Genomic DNA, 14,713 nt, shown 5'->3' on the forward strand with positions numbered 1-14,713 from the left:
GCCGGGTCCGACCGCAGCAGGCTGATCGCGTGACGACGACCACGCCCACCCCCACCACGGGGGACACCTTCGCGGACCGCACGCTCGGCTTCCTCCGCATCCGCACGTTCCGGGGAGCGGCGCGCCCGGTCCGGCACGTTCCCGATGCGGACGCCGTGACCGACCCGTACGTCCTGCTGGGCTTCCACACCGAGGGGCGGGCCACGCTCGGCGGGCTGGGCAGCACCGAGGTCTGCCTGCCCGGAGACGTCTTCCTCCGCGACGGGGCGCGTCCCCTGACCCTGGAGGAGACGGAGGAGTTCGAACTGCACCTGGTGCAGGTCCCGCACCGTGCCCTGGCCCTCACCGACCGGCAGGCGCATGACCTGACCGGACGGGCGCCGTTCGCCGACGGGACCGTGGCGCCGCTGCTCGGCCCGCTCCTGAGCGAGCTCGCCGCGGCGGCACCCGGGCCCCCGTCACGGGCCGCGCTCCGCTCGGCCGGGGCGGTCGCCGACCTCGTCGCGCTGCTCGCCGTCGAGGACGCGGGACCCGGCTCCCCCGAGGACGGACAGGACCGCGAGGCCCTCGTCCGCAGACTGCGCGCGTACGTCGACGCGAACCTGCGGGACCGGAACCTGACACCGGCCACCGTCGCCGAGGCCCAGCACATCTCGATCCGCTATCTGCACAAGCTCTTCGAGGGGCGGGGCAGCACGGTCGGCCGGTGGATCCAGCACCGCCGCCTGGAGGAGGCCCGCCGCGAGCTGGCCCGTCCGGCACGCGACGACATCACGGTGGCGGCGGTCGCCAGACGCTGGGGATTCGCCAGCGCCACCCACTTCAGCCGCAGTTTCCGTACGGCATACGGCATGTCGCCCAGCGACTGGCGCGACGGCCGGACCGGACCCTCCAAAGGACCTGGCACCGGCCGCCGCTGACCGCACCGTCAGATACGCGCCCTCGGAGCGTCGGCCGTCCCGGACATCGCCATCCGCCGCCACTGCTGCGGCGGGTGGCCGAAGACGGACTTGAACGCGCGGCTGAAGTGGGCCGGACTGCGAAAGCCCCAGCGGGCGGCGACCACGGCGATGGACGGACTGCTCCGGCCGCGCCGCGCGAGCTCCCCGGCGCACCGCTCGACGCGCTGACGCTGGATCAGCCTGCCGACGGTGACGCCCTCGGTCTCAAAGAGGCGGTGCAGATAGCGGACCGAGATGAGGTGTGCCGCGGCGATGAGGTCCGCGGACAGGTCCGGGTCGCCGAGGTGACGGTCGATGTACTGGCGGATGGTGACGACCAAGGGGTGCCGGTCGTCCTCGGGCGGCCCTTCCGCGTCCTCGGCGAGGTCCTCGACGAGCCCGGCGACCAGATCCGTGACGAGACCGCCGAGTCGTTCGCCCAGCGGGGCGGACACCCGCGGGGCCGAGGTCTCCAAGTGCCGGAGCAGGGCAGGGAGAACGGCCCCGGAGCCCGCGGGCGGCAGGAGCGCGCGGGCGGTGAGGGACCGCAGGGGGACCGAGGGAACGTGCAGCGCGTGCAGGGGCAGCCGCAGGAAGAGCGTGCGGGCCGCGCCCTCGTGCTCGACGGTGAAGGCGCGGCGCAGGTCGATGAGCGCCGACTCGCCCGGTACCACGCACACGCCGCGTCCGTCCTGGACCAGCCGCACCGTCCCCTCGCGCGGGACGAGCAGCGCGACCGCTTCCTCCGTGCCCGGCGCGGCCGGGCGGGGGCCGCGGACCAGCCGCAGCGGCCCTGACGCGCAGGTGAGCATGCGGACGTAGCCGAACTGCCGGAGCGCCACGGACCCGTCCGCCCGTCTGTCGGTGTCGTCGGGTGTCACGAGGGGAGTGAGCCAGCGCGCGAAGGCGGACTCCACGTCGGTCGAGGTCTCGGTGCCCGGCGACACGGCCGTTGTGGATCGAGTGCTCACGGAGGGCTCCCTTCAACCGTCCCCGGGCCGGTGCCCTGTGCGTGGCAGCGGGGGACGGTCACCCCTGGTCCACGGCCCATGACCGTGAGTCTGGGCCGCCGACCGCAGGAGGCGTTAGGTCATATGACTGCCTTTCGCGTCCGCGTCGGGCGCCGCGCCCGAAGTGTGCACGCAGCGGCACGGATCAGTGGGGCCGCCGGTCCCTTTTCCGGCCGATGGCGTCCTAGGGTGAGTACTCCGAGCCGGCGGAGCCGCGAACGGCCCCGCGATCCGCCCCCTGCGCAGGAGTCCCCGTGGAAGCAGACGTTCCAGTCGTCGGGGAGAGACCTGTGCTCGAACGGCACACGAGGATCTTCGCCGAAACGTACGCCTGTCCCTCCTGGCCCGAGTCCGGACCTGGGTCCGAGCCCGGGTCCGACGACCCCGCCTTGTCCAGGTCCCGCATGGCCGCCCTGTGGGACGGCGGCGGCGCGGACGACCCGGACATCGAGGAGGAGTGGCTGGCGCTGCCCGGGCACGACGGGAACCGCATCAGGGTACGGATCCTGCGCCCGGCCGGTACCGACGAGCCGCTCCCGGTCGTGCTGTACCTGCACGGACTCGGCTGGATGCTGACCGACGCGTACGCGCACCGGCGGCTGCTGGCCGACCTCGTGCTCGGCGCCGATGCCGCCGTGGTCGTCCCCGAGTACGACACCCCGCGCGACGCCCGCCACCCGCACGCGGTGGAGCGTGCCTACACGGTGGCCCGCTGGGTCGCGGGGCACGGCGCGGTGTGCCGCCTGGACGGGGCCAGGATGGCGGTCGTCGGCGCCAGCGCGGGCGCCCAACTGGCGGCGGCCCTCACGCTCGTGGCGCGCGAGCGCGGCGGGCCGGACTTCCGGCACCAGGTCCTTGTCTGCCCGGTGACGGACTCGGCGATGGACACCCCGTCCTACCGGCGGTTCGCGGACGGGTACTTCCTCGGTCGCGCCGCCATGCACGGCTACTGGCAGCAGTACGCGCCCGACCGCGAGAGCCGGGAGCACGGGGCCGTCTCGCCGCTGCGCGCGCCGGTGAGCGGGCTGCGCGGTCTGCCGGCGGCGCTGGTCCTGACGGCCGAGGCCGATGTGCTCCGCGACGAGGGCGAGGCGTACGCGGCCCGGCTGAGGGAGGCGGACGTGCCCGTCGTGTCGATCCGCTACCAGGGCACGATCCACGGCTTCGTGCTCTTCGACCTGCTCCGCGGGACCGAGGCGTCCCGGGCGGCCCGCATCCAGGTGACGGACACGCTGCACGCCGCGCTGCACTCGGCCTGAGCGCCGCTCGGTACCTTCCTCAACCGCCGTCGGGGCTCGCGACGTCGCGGTGCCGGCGCCACTCGCTCGGGGACGTGCCGTACGCCGCCTGGAAGCGGCGGCTGAAGTGACTCGGGCTGGTGAACCCGCACCGCGCTCCCACCGCCGCGACGGTGAGCCGGTCGTAGCGGGGCGCGGTCAGCATCTCGCGCGCCTTGGCCAGGCGTTCGGTGATGAGCCACTGCTCCAGGCTGATGTCCGCGTCGTTGAGCAGGGCGTAGAGCTTGCGCACCGAGACGGCGTGCTCCCGCGCGATCCGCTCCGGTGTCAGGTCGCGGTCGGCGAGGTGGCGGCGGGCGTACGCCAGGACCCGCGTGAGCAGCGTCTCGTCCATCGCCGAGCGGACGGCGGGGGACTCCTCGGCGTGCGCGGCGGAGACGAGCAGCGCGCGGACGAGCTCGGTGGTGGCCGTGGCGAGGGCTCCGGCGCCGGGGTCGCCCTCAAGACGCCCCGGATCGCGCCAGACCCCGCGCAGATGGCTGAGGACCAGGTCGTACATGGGGCTGGCGCGCAGTTGCAGTGAGGCCTTCACCACGGCGTCCACCGGCACGTCCAGGCGGTCCACGTCGAACATCATGGACTGCGACGCGCCGTCCCCCGACCAGCCGTAGACCCGGGGCGACAGCTCGTGGAACACGCAGATGTCGTCCGGTCCGAGGACCTGCTGCCTGCCCGCGATCCCGGCCCGATGGACGCCTTCGGGCTGGAGCGAGACCGAGATCACGGGCCGGCTGCGGTGATGGCGCACGTGCCGGTCGTTGCGGCGCACCTCGAAGCCCGAATTGCGGGTGGAGAAGAGCCCGAGCCCACCCACCTGCCACAGTTCCATGCGCGCGTGGATGCCCGTCTCCGGCTCCTCGTGGACCACTTCATTGGGCACCAGCGAGTCGGTCAACGCATGATGGAACGCGTCCGCCCGCTCGCGTGGCGCCACGGTGGACAGATCGACGAGCAGCACACGACCCCCAAGACGACTACCCCCATGAAGCAGACATTCTGCCTCATGGGGGAGAGGTGCTCCGCCGCCCGCGCGGTGCGCGGCCCGCCACCGGCAGGCGCACGGGTCGCGCGTACGGTCAGGCCGTGGGCGCGCGGTCGAGGAATCCGTGAACGGCACGGATCCGGCCGTCGTCGGACAGCGTGATGACGTCGAACCCGGCGACGGGTGCGGTCCCGTCCTCGGTCGACACGAGCTCCCAGGTGAAGCGCGCGATGTCGTGGTGCCCGTCGACGGTGCCGGTCCGACGGAACTCGAAGCCGGGGAACTGCTCGTGGGCCCCGTTGATCACGGCGGCGACGCCCGCGTGCCCAGAGACGTCGGCCAGCGGGTCCGTGTAGCTGCCGTCCTCGGTCCAGGCAGCGGCCACGGCCTTGATGATGTTCTCGTCGCCCTGCGCGTTCCAGGCCTCGAAGTAGCGGGCGACGGCGGTCTCGTACGCGGCGGTGTCGTGTGCGGTCATGGCGGGTCAGCCTCCTGTGAAGGGGTCTTCGTCCTGCGGGGTGATGCCTCAAGACTGCCGCTCGGCCGCAGGGGGGTCGATTACCTCTCAGGTCATGAGGGGCGAGGCCCTCATGTGCGGGATCGCGAGACGTCCGGGATCTCGAGGCCACGAGCAGCCCATGGCAGGCTCGCGCCGCATGATTCCGGAGACCGCCACACCGCGTCCCAGAGCAACCTGCTCAACCGCTTCATGGAGATGATGTTCCACGGTCTGCTTGCCGGTTCTCGGCCGCCGTGGGCTGGTGCGCCGTCGGCTCACCGCGTGAGTCGACGTTCGACGGTCTGGGTTGTGCGTGGAGGCGGCCTCGCCGGGGCCGGAAACCGCGCAAGGTCACGTGCGTGCGAGAGCCGGCAGATCGCCTGGTGGGACCGCCGCATCGAGGCGCTCCGCAGGATAGAAGATGTCGATGTCGACCTCCTCCCCTCCCACGATCTGCGTGTCCCATGCTCCGCTGGCCAGCAGGCTGTACAAGGTTGGACTGCTCAGCGCCTCCAGATGCGGGCGCAGCGTCGCGTCATCGGGCATGCCGGGGACGCGTGCCTGAAGGCGGTCCCGGATCCCGCGGATCCGCACCATGAGCGCGTCGAGGTCCGCCTCGCGCATCGGGGCCCGGTCCGGATACTCCTTGATGCTCTGCTGGATCTTGTCCTTGATGGCCTGCACGACGCCGTTCTCATCCGTGGTGATCATCGCGTTCCAGGCGCGGCTCTTGTGCCGGTACTGAAGCATCGACATGGCGGCCTCATGCCGGACGAAGTCCGCGTCGCGGAACGGTTTGCCCCGCCAGGTTCCGCTCAGGGACCGGGCGAGGGAAATGGCCGAGCCCAGGCCGCTGTTGAGGCCGCGCCCCGGCCAGAAGTGGATCGCGTTCGCGGCGTCCCCGAGCAGGAAGCCGTATGTGCCGACGCCGGCCGACGTCGGCGGGTAGAGCCGTGCGGTGAATCGCGGGCGCTGCACCATGTCGAGGCGGAAAGCGGTGACCGCGGTGAGGTCGGACTCGGGCACACCGAACAACGCCAGTCCCTCCCGGACCTGCTTCCACAGCGCCGACCCCTTGATCAAAGCGGGGAGGAACAGCGTCCTGTGCGTGGAGCAGCGGAAGTCGCCGTCCGGGCTGCGGTCCATTACACAGGGGCGGGAGGCGATGCACTCCTCGAAGACCTGCCTCACGGGGTCGATCCCCACCACCTCCTGTGCCTCGGCGTCGGTGAGCCGCATGTTGAGGAAGCCCTCACCGCGCAGGGAGTTGAGGAGAAATCGATTCTGCGAAATCGTCAGGAGAACGGACATCGGTTCCGGCAGCGGTGACTTGACGCGCAGCCCGAGAACCACGTCCTGGAGGTGCTCGCCCTCCAGTGAGTAGACGGACTTGTCGGCCTGGCCGAACTTGTCGGCGAAGTGCTCGCGGGTCCGGGACCGGCCGCCCTCGCAGATGGCGAGCACATGGTCCCGCGCCGGCCGCTGCTCGTACTCCTTGGCGTCGAACCGCTCCGGTACGAGGTGGATCCGGTTGGTCTTCTCGTTGGCCAGTTCGAGGAGTGCGTCCTCGATGTGGGCAATGCGGATGTTGCGCGGGTTGTGGCCGCGGATGGTGTCAGGGCCCGCCGGCCACATCTCGCTGTAGGCGCCATCGCGGAAGAGCCGTTCCTGGACTTCCTCGGGAAGGCCCAGGTACTGGCGGCTCTGAAGCGTGACGACCTGCTGGCGCCGGACGTTGCCCTGTTTCTCGTCCTTCCACACGACCTTGCCCGGCTTGTCTGCGCACGGGGTCCAGCGGCCGTCGTAGACGGTGATGGACACGAACCGCCCGAGCAGGGATTCCAGGAGCAAGGCGAAGGACAGGCCGACGGGTCCGCCACCCGAGACCGTGACGTGGAGCACGGGAACCGTCTCCGTGGCGGGAGGCGGTGTGAGCGCCTGGAGCACGGAGAGATCGATGATGGTCTCCAACGGGCCGGCCGCTTCGAAGCAGAACTCCTCCTCGCCGATCGAGAACAGGTCACCGGGCTGGAGCACGTGTGACGTCACGCGTTCACCGTTGACGTACGTGCCGTTGCTGCTGCCTCGGTCGTACAGCACGAAGCCGTGCCCTTCCCGTCGTACCTCGGCATGCAGACGCGAGGCGCTGACATCGGAAATCACCACGCCGTTGGCCGTCCTCCGGCCGAAGGTGAGCGGCTCCGTGCCGATGCTGAAGCGCTGTCCGGCGAGGCTGCCCTGACGACTGACGATCACAGGAGGCATGAGTCACCCATTCCACGGGTCGAGGAACCGATGGGGTGCGTCGGTCCGGCGAGCGGAGCATGGAGGCTGTGGTGTTCCATACGCGAGGGCGTGCGGATGTGTTCACTTCGCATCGCCGAATGGCATAGGGGCGTGCTCACCTTGGGGCGTGTGCCGAGTGTTCTTGACCAGTGTTGGTCACGTTCTGGCCATACGCGGCCGACAGCGTGGTGCCGGGGGTGGGGGTAGTCGGCCCGGGCGTGCTGGGCGCGAGGGGCGACGGCCCTTGGCACGAGGCGCCCTTGCGGCAGTCCCGCGTTCCACCCTCGGATACGACACCGGAAGAAGACGAGGACGCCAAAGTCTTCGTATCTCCGGGGGCGTTGGGGCGTGGGCCTCCTGGAGGGCGTCGTCGGCCTCGGCGAGGGGTGTTCAGCCCTGGGAGAGGCGTGCTCAGCCCTGGGGGACGGGGGTGGCCTGGTGGTAGTAGAGCCGCCATCCGGTGTCGCCCTCGCCCCTGCGCCACAGGGAACTGCGGCGGGCCCGGCGGCCGGCGATGACGCTCTCGTACGTCAGGTGCACGAGGTCCGGGGCGAGGAGCACTCCGCGCATGCCGGAGGCCTCGATGCGCGGGCTGTCCGCGCCGCCGTGCAGGGTGGGCAGGGCCGCGATCATCTCCTCGTACGTCCAGCGCCGCCCGGAGGCGCCGACCTCGACGAACTCGGGGTCGAACAGCCGTATGCCGGCGGCGGAGGCCCGGACGGCGGGGTCGTGCAGGCGCAGTTCACCGTCCTCGGCCGCGGCGATCTCCTTGGCTGCGGCGATCGCGGCCTGGTCCTCGGGGTTCTCAGACGTGCCGATCATGGACGCATCCTCTCCCGCCCCGGAGTCCCCGGTAAAGGGAATTCCCAGGTCCGGGCACCGGGTCCGCCGGTCGGCCAAGCGGAGGAACGGAAGCCGAGGCTCAGCGCGCCGGGCCACGTGACGACCTCGCGCGAACCCAAGGACGCCTTCGTGAACGCTGCCTGCCGGGCGTTCCACCGGGAGCGGGACCGCTATTTGGTGTGCGGCGTTGGTCTGGGATGTCGTACCGTGGACGGGTTCCTGTGCCGGGGTCTCGGCGGCAGGGATTCCCTGTTCCTTCTGCGGCGATCTTGAGGTGACTTCTTATTAACCAGGCCGTGTAGTCGTCCGTCTTCCCCGCGTGCTGTCGTGTCGCACGTGTCCGGGGGCGGACGTCGCGCTGGCCTGAGTTGCGTCACCCCCCCCGCAGTTTTCTGTCTTTCCCGGGTGCAGCTCTGCCGTCTGCCCCGGGTTTCGATTTCAGTGGCCCCGGTGCGGCTGTCGGCAGGCTCCCCGATTCCTTTGGATCAGGAGTCTTTCTCTCGTGTCTTCCTCCGCGCTCGACGACGAGCCGCAGCACACCACCCCGCCCTCGAATCACCCCGCACCCGGCCTGTCGAAGACGGGCCTGGCCGCCTGGATCTCCCTCCTGGTGCTGCTGGGCGCCGAGCTGATGGACATGATCGACCAGTCGGTCGTCCTGACCGCCCTGCCCGCGATCCAGGAGTCGACCGGCGCCGGACCGGACGCGGTGCAGTGGCTGACCACCGGCTACTCCCTGCCCATCGCCATCGGGCTGATCACCGGCGGACGCCTCGGTGATCTCTACGGGCGGCGCAGGCTCCTGCTGATCGGTACCGCCGTGTTCACCAGCGCCTCGCTGCTGTGCGGTGTGGCCGCCGGCCCCGGCGTGCTGATCGCGGCCCGTGCCCTCCAAGGCTTGGGAGCGGCCATCATGATCCCGCAGATCCTGGCCACCCTTCACGTCACCTTCGAGGGACAGAACCGCAGCAGGGTGTTCGGCCTGTACGGGGCGATCATGTCGCTGGCCAACGTCCTGGGCCCGGTGATGGGCGGCCTGTTGACCGAGGCGGACCTGTTCGGGCTGTCCTGGCGGCCGATCTTCCTGGTCAACGTGCCCGTCGGTCTTGCCGTGATCCTCCTGGGGCGCAGGTTCATCCCCGAGTCGACCGCGCGGAAGGCCGACCGGCCCGACCTGACCGGCATGCTGCTGTCCGCGACGGCGATCGTACTGATCGTCTTCCCCCTCACCGAGGGACACCTCCACCACTGGCCGTTGTGGTGCTTCGCTCTCCTCGCCGCGGGACTCCTGGTCCTCGGTGTCTTCCTGCGCCACCAGCACCGCAAGCGGAACAACGCACCCTTGGTGGCGCTGCCACTCTTTGGGAGCCGGCAGTTCTCCGGGGGCATGGCAGCGCAGCTGATGCACGGCATGCTGTGCGGGCTGTTCTTCATGACCTGGACCCTCTACCTCCAGCGAGGTCTGGGCATGAGCCCCTTCCAGGCCGCCCTGGGCTTCGTCCTGCTCTCCCTGGGGGAGCTGGCCGGCGCGACGATCGCGGCGAAGAGCGCCGGGCGCTTCGCCCGCCGCCTTCCCCAGGCCGGAGCCCTCATCACCCTGGCCGCGATGGCCGCCTACGGCATCCAGATCCATGCGGGCCAGGCGGACCTGACCCTGCTGGGGATGACCGCTCCAGTGGTACTGATCGGCTTCGGCCTGGGCATGGTCGGCGGCCCGCTCGCCGACATGTCGCTGGCCAAGGTCCCGCACGAGGACGCCGGGTCCGCCTCGGGCCTGTTCAACACCGTCATGCACCTGGGCATCGCCCTGGGGACCGCGCTGACCGCCCTGGTGTTCTTCGCCACCACCGGCGGCACACCGGACGCCTCACTCAACCGCGAAGCGTTCCTCACCGTGCTGTGGTGGGTCGGCAGCCTCCTCGCCCTGATGTGGGCGCTGATGTTCTGTCTGCCCAAGCGGGCACACGGCCAGGCAGGCTGAGCCACTCCCGGGCTCCGGCCACGACACCGGCCGGGGCCTGGACCCCTCAGCCTTCCTCATCCTCGCCGTCATGGGCAGCATTCGGGTCTCTGGCGGATCCGGTCCCGGCCGCCGTGGCAGATCGCGCGGGCCAGCCGGTGGCGGGACCTGCACCGTGAGCACCGCGGAGCGTGGAGACTCCCCGCAGTTCGAACACGTGCTGCGGTCAGGTGCGGGATCAACCGGCGTCCACGAGTGGCTGTGCACCCCAGCCACGTCTCGACGAGCGGCGCCCGACGTATATGAGGTGCGCGGGGGCTGACGGTCGTCGTACGGTCGAGAGGTTTCTGCTGCCCGGTGACCTCGGTGGCAGGGCCCGGACTCTTCGTTTCACGATCTTGAGGTGAGCTTGTACCCCCAGGCCAAGTAGCCGTCCGTCGTTTCCCGACGTCCTGATCTGATGGGTCGAACGTGTCCGGGGGCGGACGTCGCGCTGGCCTGAGTTGCGTCACCCGCCCCCGCCCTTCCCCTTGTTCTTTCCCGGGTGCAGCTCTGCCGTCTGCCCCGGGCTCTGCGCTGTGCTGACCCGTTGCGGTTGACGGCGGGCTCCCCGATTCCTCCGGATCAGGAGCTTTCCCGTGGTTTCCCCCGTGCTCGGCAACGAGCCACAGCCTTCCTCCGACCCCTCCGCCCAGCCAGGTACGCCCAAGGTGGCCCTGGCCGCGAAGATCTCCCTCGTAGTGGTCCTGGTCGCCGAGCTCATGAACGTCCTGGACCACTCGGTCGTCCTCAACGCCATTCCCACCCTCCAAGCCTCGCTCGGCGCCACCCCGGCCCAGGTGCAGTGGCTCACCGCCGGCTACGGGCTGGCTCTGGCCCTCGGCCTGGTCACGGGCGGCCGACTCGGCGACGCCTACGGCAGGCGCAGCGTCTTCCTGACGGGCACCGTCGTCTTCACCACGGCTTCCCTGCTGTGCGGTCTCGCCCAGGGGCCCGGCATGCTCATCGGCGCCCGGGTCCTCCAGGGAGCCGGGGCCGCCGTGATGATCCCGCAGGTCCTGGCCACCCTCCACGTCACCTTCGACGGCGAGCACCGCAGCCGCGCCTTCAGCCTCTACGGGGCCGTCCTGACTCTGGGCTCGGTCCTGGGCCCGGTCCTGGGCGGGGTGCTCACCGGGGCCGACCTGTTCCACCTGGGCTGGCGGACGATCTTCCTGATCAATCTCCCCATCGGTCTTGCCGTGGTCCTCGGAGGCTGGAAGTTCATCACCGAATCGACCGCACCCAAGGCAGAACGCCTGGACCTCACGGGCGTACTGCTCTCCGCGCTCGCCGTGGTCCTGATCATCTTCCCGCTCACTGAGGGCCACTCCCACCAGTGGCCGCTGTGGTGCTTCGCCATGCTCGCCGCGGGCCTCGCCGTACTCGGGGTGTTCCTGCGCCAGCAGCAGCGCAGGCAGGACGACGCCCCGCTCGTAGTGCTGGCCCTGTTCCGGCAGAAGGCGTTCTCCGGCGGGCTGTCCGCGCAGATGACGTTCGGCACGCTGTCGGGGATGTTCTTCATCACCTGGACGCTGTTCCTCCAGCGCGGTCTGGGCATGAGCCCGCTCCACGCGGCCCTGGCCTTCGTGCTGCTCACCGTCGGCGAGATGACCGGCGTCATGATCACCATGAAGGCCGCGGGACGCTACGGGCGTCGCCTTCCCCAGGCCGGAGCACTGATCGCCCTCGTCGCCACGGTGGGCTACGGGCTCCAGATCAACAGCGGCCAGGCGGACCTGACGCTCCTCGCGATGGCCCTGCCGCTGCTCCTGCTCGGCCTGGCCTTCGGCACCATCGGTGGACCGCTCGCCGACCTGGCGCTCAGCAAGGTCCCGCACGAGAACGCCGGTTCGGCCTCGGGACTGTGCAACACCTCGATCCACCTGGGCATGGCCCTGGGAACCGCCCTGACCGCCCTCGTGTTCTTCTCCGCCACCGACGGCTCATCCGGCGCCGCGGTCAACCACGATGCCTTCACCCACGTCCTGTGGTGGATCGGCATCGCCTTCGCCACCATGTGGGCGCTGATGTTCCTCCTGCCCACACGTACGAGCAAGCAGGCCGACTGAACCATGGCCCGCTGCGGCAGCACCCGGGAGAACGCGCCGTCGCAGCGGGCAGCCCAGAGCGCCTCCGAGGCTCTTCACCTCGCCTCCGGCCAAGGTGCGGTAGTCCGGATGTCACGCCGGCGTAGCGGCTGCCTCATCGTGCGGGATGCGCGGGTCGGCCACCGGCACCCGGGACGAGCCCACAGGTATGCCCGAGGCGCCATCAGTAGAGTCGGCATGAGGTTCCGACAACTGCCCGGGCACGGTCACCCGCGACGACCGCCTCGTACGGATCGTGCAGCACCTGACGGCTGAGGAACGTCCGGAAGTGCTGGTCAGGAGCATGGCAGCATAGGGAGAAACTGGTAGTTATGGCGTAAGCCGCCCTCTACGCTGAGTGCACGGAAAAGAAGGGCGCCTGACGGGTGAAAGACCAGTCAGGCGCCTTCTCCCGTGCCTCTAGAAGAAGCCGAGCTTCTTCGCCGAGTACGACACCAAGAGGTTCTTCGTCTGCTGGTGGTACAGGCGCCTAGCGGTCGCTGACCTGCAACTACTAGCGTATCTCCCCAATGTGCGGTCGAGTTGGTCCGTGCCTGGTCCGGATCTTGGGGGCAGGTCCAGTAGGGCGTCGCAAGGCCGGCGCGGACAGACTTGTGGAGTGGATGACGGAAGGGCGTTGGGGAGGTGCAGCGCATTGGGTCGCATCGTCGTGTGGCGGGCGCGGCCGGCGTGCCTGGTTCAACCTCTTCCCGATGACCCATCATGTTGAGTGCGTCGCGATCCTTGAGCCTGCTGAGAAGGGCCGCTGAGCTGCAGTTTTCTGAGTGTGCATTTTATGCGTTATGTGCGTTACGGGCGATATCTTGACGCTCGTGACGCACAAATGACGCTCGTCCTGATGATTCGTCAGACGTGTTTGATGGTGCCTCAGATGTCGTGGTAGATGCCCGCGCCCTCCGTTGTTGCGCTGGATGGCGCGGGCGGCTTCGTTGTGCTGGCGGAGGCGGCTCGACGGATGTTTGTTCGGCCGGCATCGTCCTGAAGGGCGGACCGTTGCAGCGTCGCGACGAACACCCAGCAGGGGCTTCGAGGCGGGATGGTGAGTCGCGAGCGTGAGTGCCTGCTTTGCGAAGGTCAATGGCTACCGGCTGCCTGTCATGAGTCCTCTCGGGAGCCGACGAGTCTCTCTACCGAAAAGCCCAGCCTCGCTCAGAGTTGGTGATCTCGGCTGAGGAGAGGGAGGTGTCGGGCCTGAAGCTGTTCCATACGAGGAACAGCGGCGTGACTGAGGTCACGCCGCGTCTTGCTGCGGTCGAGGCGGATGTGCAGGATCTCGTCGAGGCGCACATGGAGACGATGTTGGGCGTCACGTTCCTCGCGAGCGAGTACGTGATCGACTGCGTCGACGGTGGGCGTATCGACTCGCTCGGGCTGGACGAGAACGGCGCACCCGTGATCGTGGAGTACAAGCGCGGCACGGACGCCGGAGTTATCAACCAGGGCCTCTTCTACATGGCCTGGCTGATGAGTCACAAGGACGCCTTCCGGAGTCTGGTCCGCGACCGGCTCGGGGTGACGGCCGCGTCCCAGATTCTGTGGAGCGCACCGCGGCTGATCTGCGTGGCCGGCGACTTCACCCGCTACGACGCGCACGCCGTGCGCGAGCACCGGCGTTCGATCGACCTGGTCCGTTACCGGTACTTCGGCAGCGACCATATTGCTCTTGAGACCGTGGCGTCGGTTACCGGGCACTCGGCAGGGGCCAAGCGGGTACGCCGCAGCGCGCCGGGGGCGCCGGCGGTTCGGCGGCAGGGGGGGCGCGATGGCCGAGCTGGCTTCGGCAGTCGACGAGGTCCTTGTCGGCCTGGGTGACGGCGTCACCCGGGTGCAGCGCCAGCAGTACCGTGCCTATCAGCGGCTGCGGAACTTCGCCTGCCTCATCCCGCCCCAGCAGACCAAGGTGCTGGTCTACCTGAAGGCTGATCCTGCGGCTGTGGATTTGGTGTCCGGATTTACCCGGGACGTGTCCGGGCTCGGCCATCACGGTACGGGAGACCTGGAGGTTCAGCTGCGTACCGAGCGGGATTTGGGGCGCGCCCAGGACTTGTTTCGGCTGAGCTACGCCTCGGCATGAGGGCTCAGGGGCAGGGGTTGCGCCCAGTGCGGCGGTGCCAGTAGGGATTGTCCGTTCCCTGTCAAGTGCAGCGTGTTGCTGGTTTGGCTCTGCGCATGCCGCCGGTGACTGTGCCCGATGGTTGCGGGGCACGACGGGCTGTGAGGCCCTCGGGAAACGTCTGGGTGTCGGCATGCGGCAGGTCTGGAACAGGGTGCCGCTGGGAATTCGGCTTCACGTGTCCCCTCTGAGAGTGAAGTTTCTATTTCGAGTGTGAGGTGGTGTGGCTATGGTGGCTCCCTGAGCTTGGGAAACGAGTCGGTGGGGGCCGACGCGAGGGGGGAATGTGATTCCAGCGCTCACAGAAAGTGGCCTTTTGCCGCCTGGTCGTCACGCTGCGACGATCGCCGAGGTCGAAGAGATCTTTGTGGAGCGGGCTCCACATGCTCGTCATCGAAGGCGCATCTTCCGCGCCTTCGAGCTGTATGCCGACATGATCGGCGATGTTCTTGAGCGGGGAGCCTTCTGGGTGGATGGTGGCTTCTGCTCCCATAAGGCGCAATTTCAGTTGGTGTGATCTTGCGGCAGTCTGGGGGGATGACTGCTGCGCTTGTCGAGCGGATGGCCCCGGAGGACCTGTGGGAGTTGTTCCAGCGGGTGGTTCCGCCTGCTCCGCAGCGGCCTCAGGGCG

The 14,713-nt window shown here is 69.5% G+C and carries 10 protein-coding genes and 2 pseudogenes; 7 read left to right on the forward strand and 5 right to left on the reverse strand.

What is annotated here, in order from left to right; translation table 11 throughout:
• Positions 1 to 29 precede the first annotated feature (29 nt).
• Positions 30 to 920 carry a helix-turn-helix domain-containing protein gene (locus tag AB0L89_RS40495; RefSeq protein ID WP_365152906.1) on the forward strand — a complete coding sequence of 297 codons (891 nt, stop codon included), beginning with the start codon at positions 30 to 32 and terminating at the stop codon, positions 918 to 920.
• Positions 921 to 928: 8 nt separating this feature from the next.
• Here AB0L89_RS40495 and AB0L89_RS40500 read toward each other — a convergent pair whose 3' ends face one another.
• Positions 929 to 1,912 carry a helix-turn-helix domain-containing protein gene (locus tag AB0L89_RS40500; protein WP_365152908.1) on the reverse strand — a complete coding sequence of 328 codons (984 nt, stop codon included), beginning with the start codon at positions 1,910 to 1,912 and terminating at the stop codon, positions 929 to 931.
• Between the two features lie 428 nt (positions 1,913 to 2,340).
• Between AB0L89_RS40500 and AB0L89_RS40505 the strand changes: the two genes are divergently transcribed.
• Positions 2,341 to 3,210: an alpha/beta hydrolase gene (locus AB0L89_RS40505; RefSeq protein ID WP_365152910.1), complete on the forward strand. Its 870-nt coding sequence runs from the start codon at positions 2,341 to 2,343 to the stop codon at positions 3,208 to 3,210.
• Between the two features lie 19 nt (positions 3,211 to 3,229).
• Here AB0L89_RS40505 and AB0L89_RS40510 read toward each other — a convergent pair whose 3' ends face one another.
• The 4 genes from AB0L89_RS40510 to AB0L89_RS40525 all read right to left on the reverse strand — a co-directional run bounded on the left by AB0L89_RS40510 (position 3,230) and on the right by AB0L89_RS40525 (position 7,838).
• Positions 3,230 to 4,144 (reverse strand): helix-turn-helix domain-containing protein, encoded by a 915-nt coding sequence (locus tag AB0L89_RS40510; protein WP_365152912.1) that lies wholly within the window; start codon positions 4,142 to 4,144, stop codon positions 3,230 to 3,232.
• A gap of 181 nt (positions 4,145 to 4,325) precedes the next feature.
• Entirely contained in the window at positions 4,326 to 4,709 is a 384-nt protein-coding gene (locus AB0L89_RS40515) for a nuclear transport factor 2 family protein (protein ID WP_365152914.1), read from the reverse strand.
• Between the two features lie 372 nt (positions 4,710 to 5,081).
• The gene (locus AB0L89_RS40520) at positions 5,082 to 6,995 is read right to left on the reverse strand and encodes an FHA domain-containing protein (RefSeq protein ID WP_365152916.1); all 1,914 of its coding nucleotides are present in this window, start codon (positions 6,993 to 6,995) and stop codon (positions 5,082 to 5,084) included.
• A gap of 432 nt (positions 6,996 to 7,427) precedes the next feature.
• Positions 7,428 to 7,838 (reverse strand): DUF4440 domain-containing protein, encoded by a 411-nt coding sequence (locus AB0L89_RS40525; RefSeq protein ID WP_365152918.1) that lies wholly within the window; start codon positions 7,836 to 7,838, stop codon positions 7,428 to 7,430.
• A 523-nt stretch (positions 7,839 to 8,361) separates the two neighbouring features.
• Here AB0L89_RS40525 and AB0L89_RS40530 point away from each other — a divergent pair.
• The 5 genes and pseudogenes from AB0L89_RS40530 to AB0L89_RS40550 all read left to right on the forward strand — a co-directional run.
• Positions 8,362 to 9,840 (forward strand): MFS transporter, encoded by a 1,479-nt coding sequence (locus AB0L89_RS40530; protein WP_365152920.1) that lies wholly within the window; start codon positions 8,362 to 8,364, stop codon positions 9,838 to 9,840.
• Between the two features lie 617 nt (positions 9,841 to 10,457).
• Positions 10,458 to 11,930 (forward strand): MFS transporter, encoded by a 1,473-nt coding sequence (locus AB0L89_RS40535; protein ID WP_365152922.1) that lies wholly within the window; start codon positions 10,458 to 10,460, stop codon positions 11,928 to 11,930.
• 1,221 nt (positions 11,931 to 13,151) lie between these two features.
• Positions 13,152 to 14,043: pseudogene (locus tag AB0L89_RS40540) on the forward strand (DUF5655 domain-containing protein).
• Between the two features lie 325 nt (positions 14,044 to 14,368).
• Positions 14,369 to 14,599, forward strand: a complete 231-nt coding sequence (locus AB0L89_RS40545) for a hypothetical protein (RefSeq protein WP_365152924.1) — start codon at positions 14,369 to 14,371, stop codon at positions 14,597 to 14,599.
• A gap of 20 nt (positions 14,600 to 14,619) precedes the next feature.
• Positions 14,620 to 14,713, forward strand: a pseudogene (locus AB0L89_RS40550) (IS5/IS1182 family transposase); the annotation flags it as partial.

The organism is Streptomyces sp. NPDC052114, assembly GCF_040680155.1.
GTDB lineage: Bacteria > Actinomycetota > Actinomycetes > Streptomycetales > Streptomycetaceae > Streptomyces.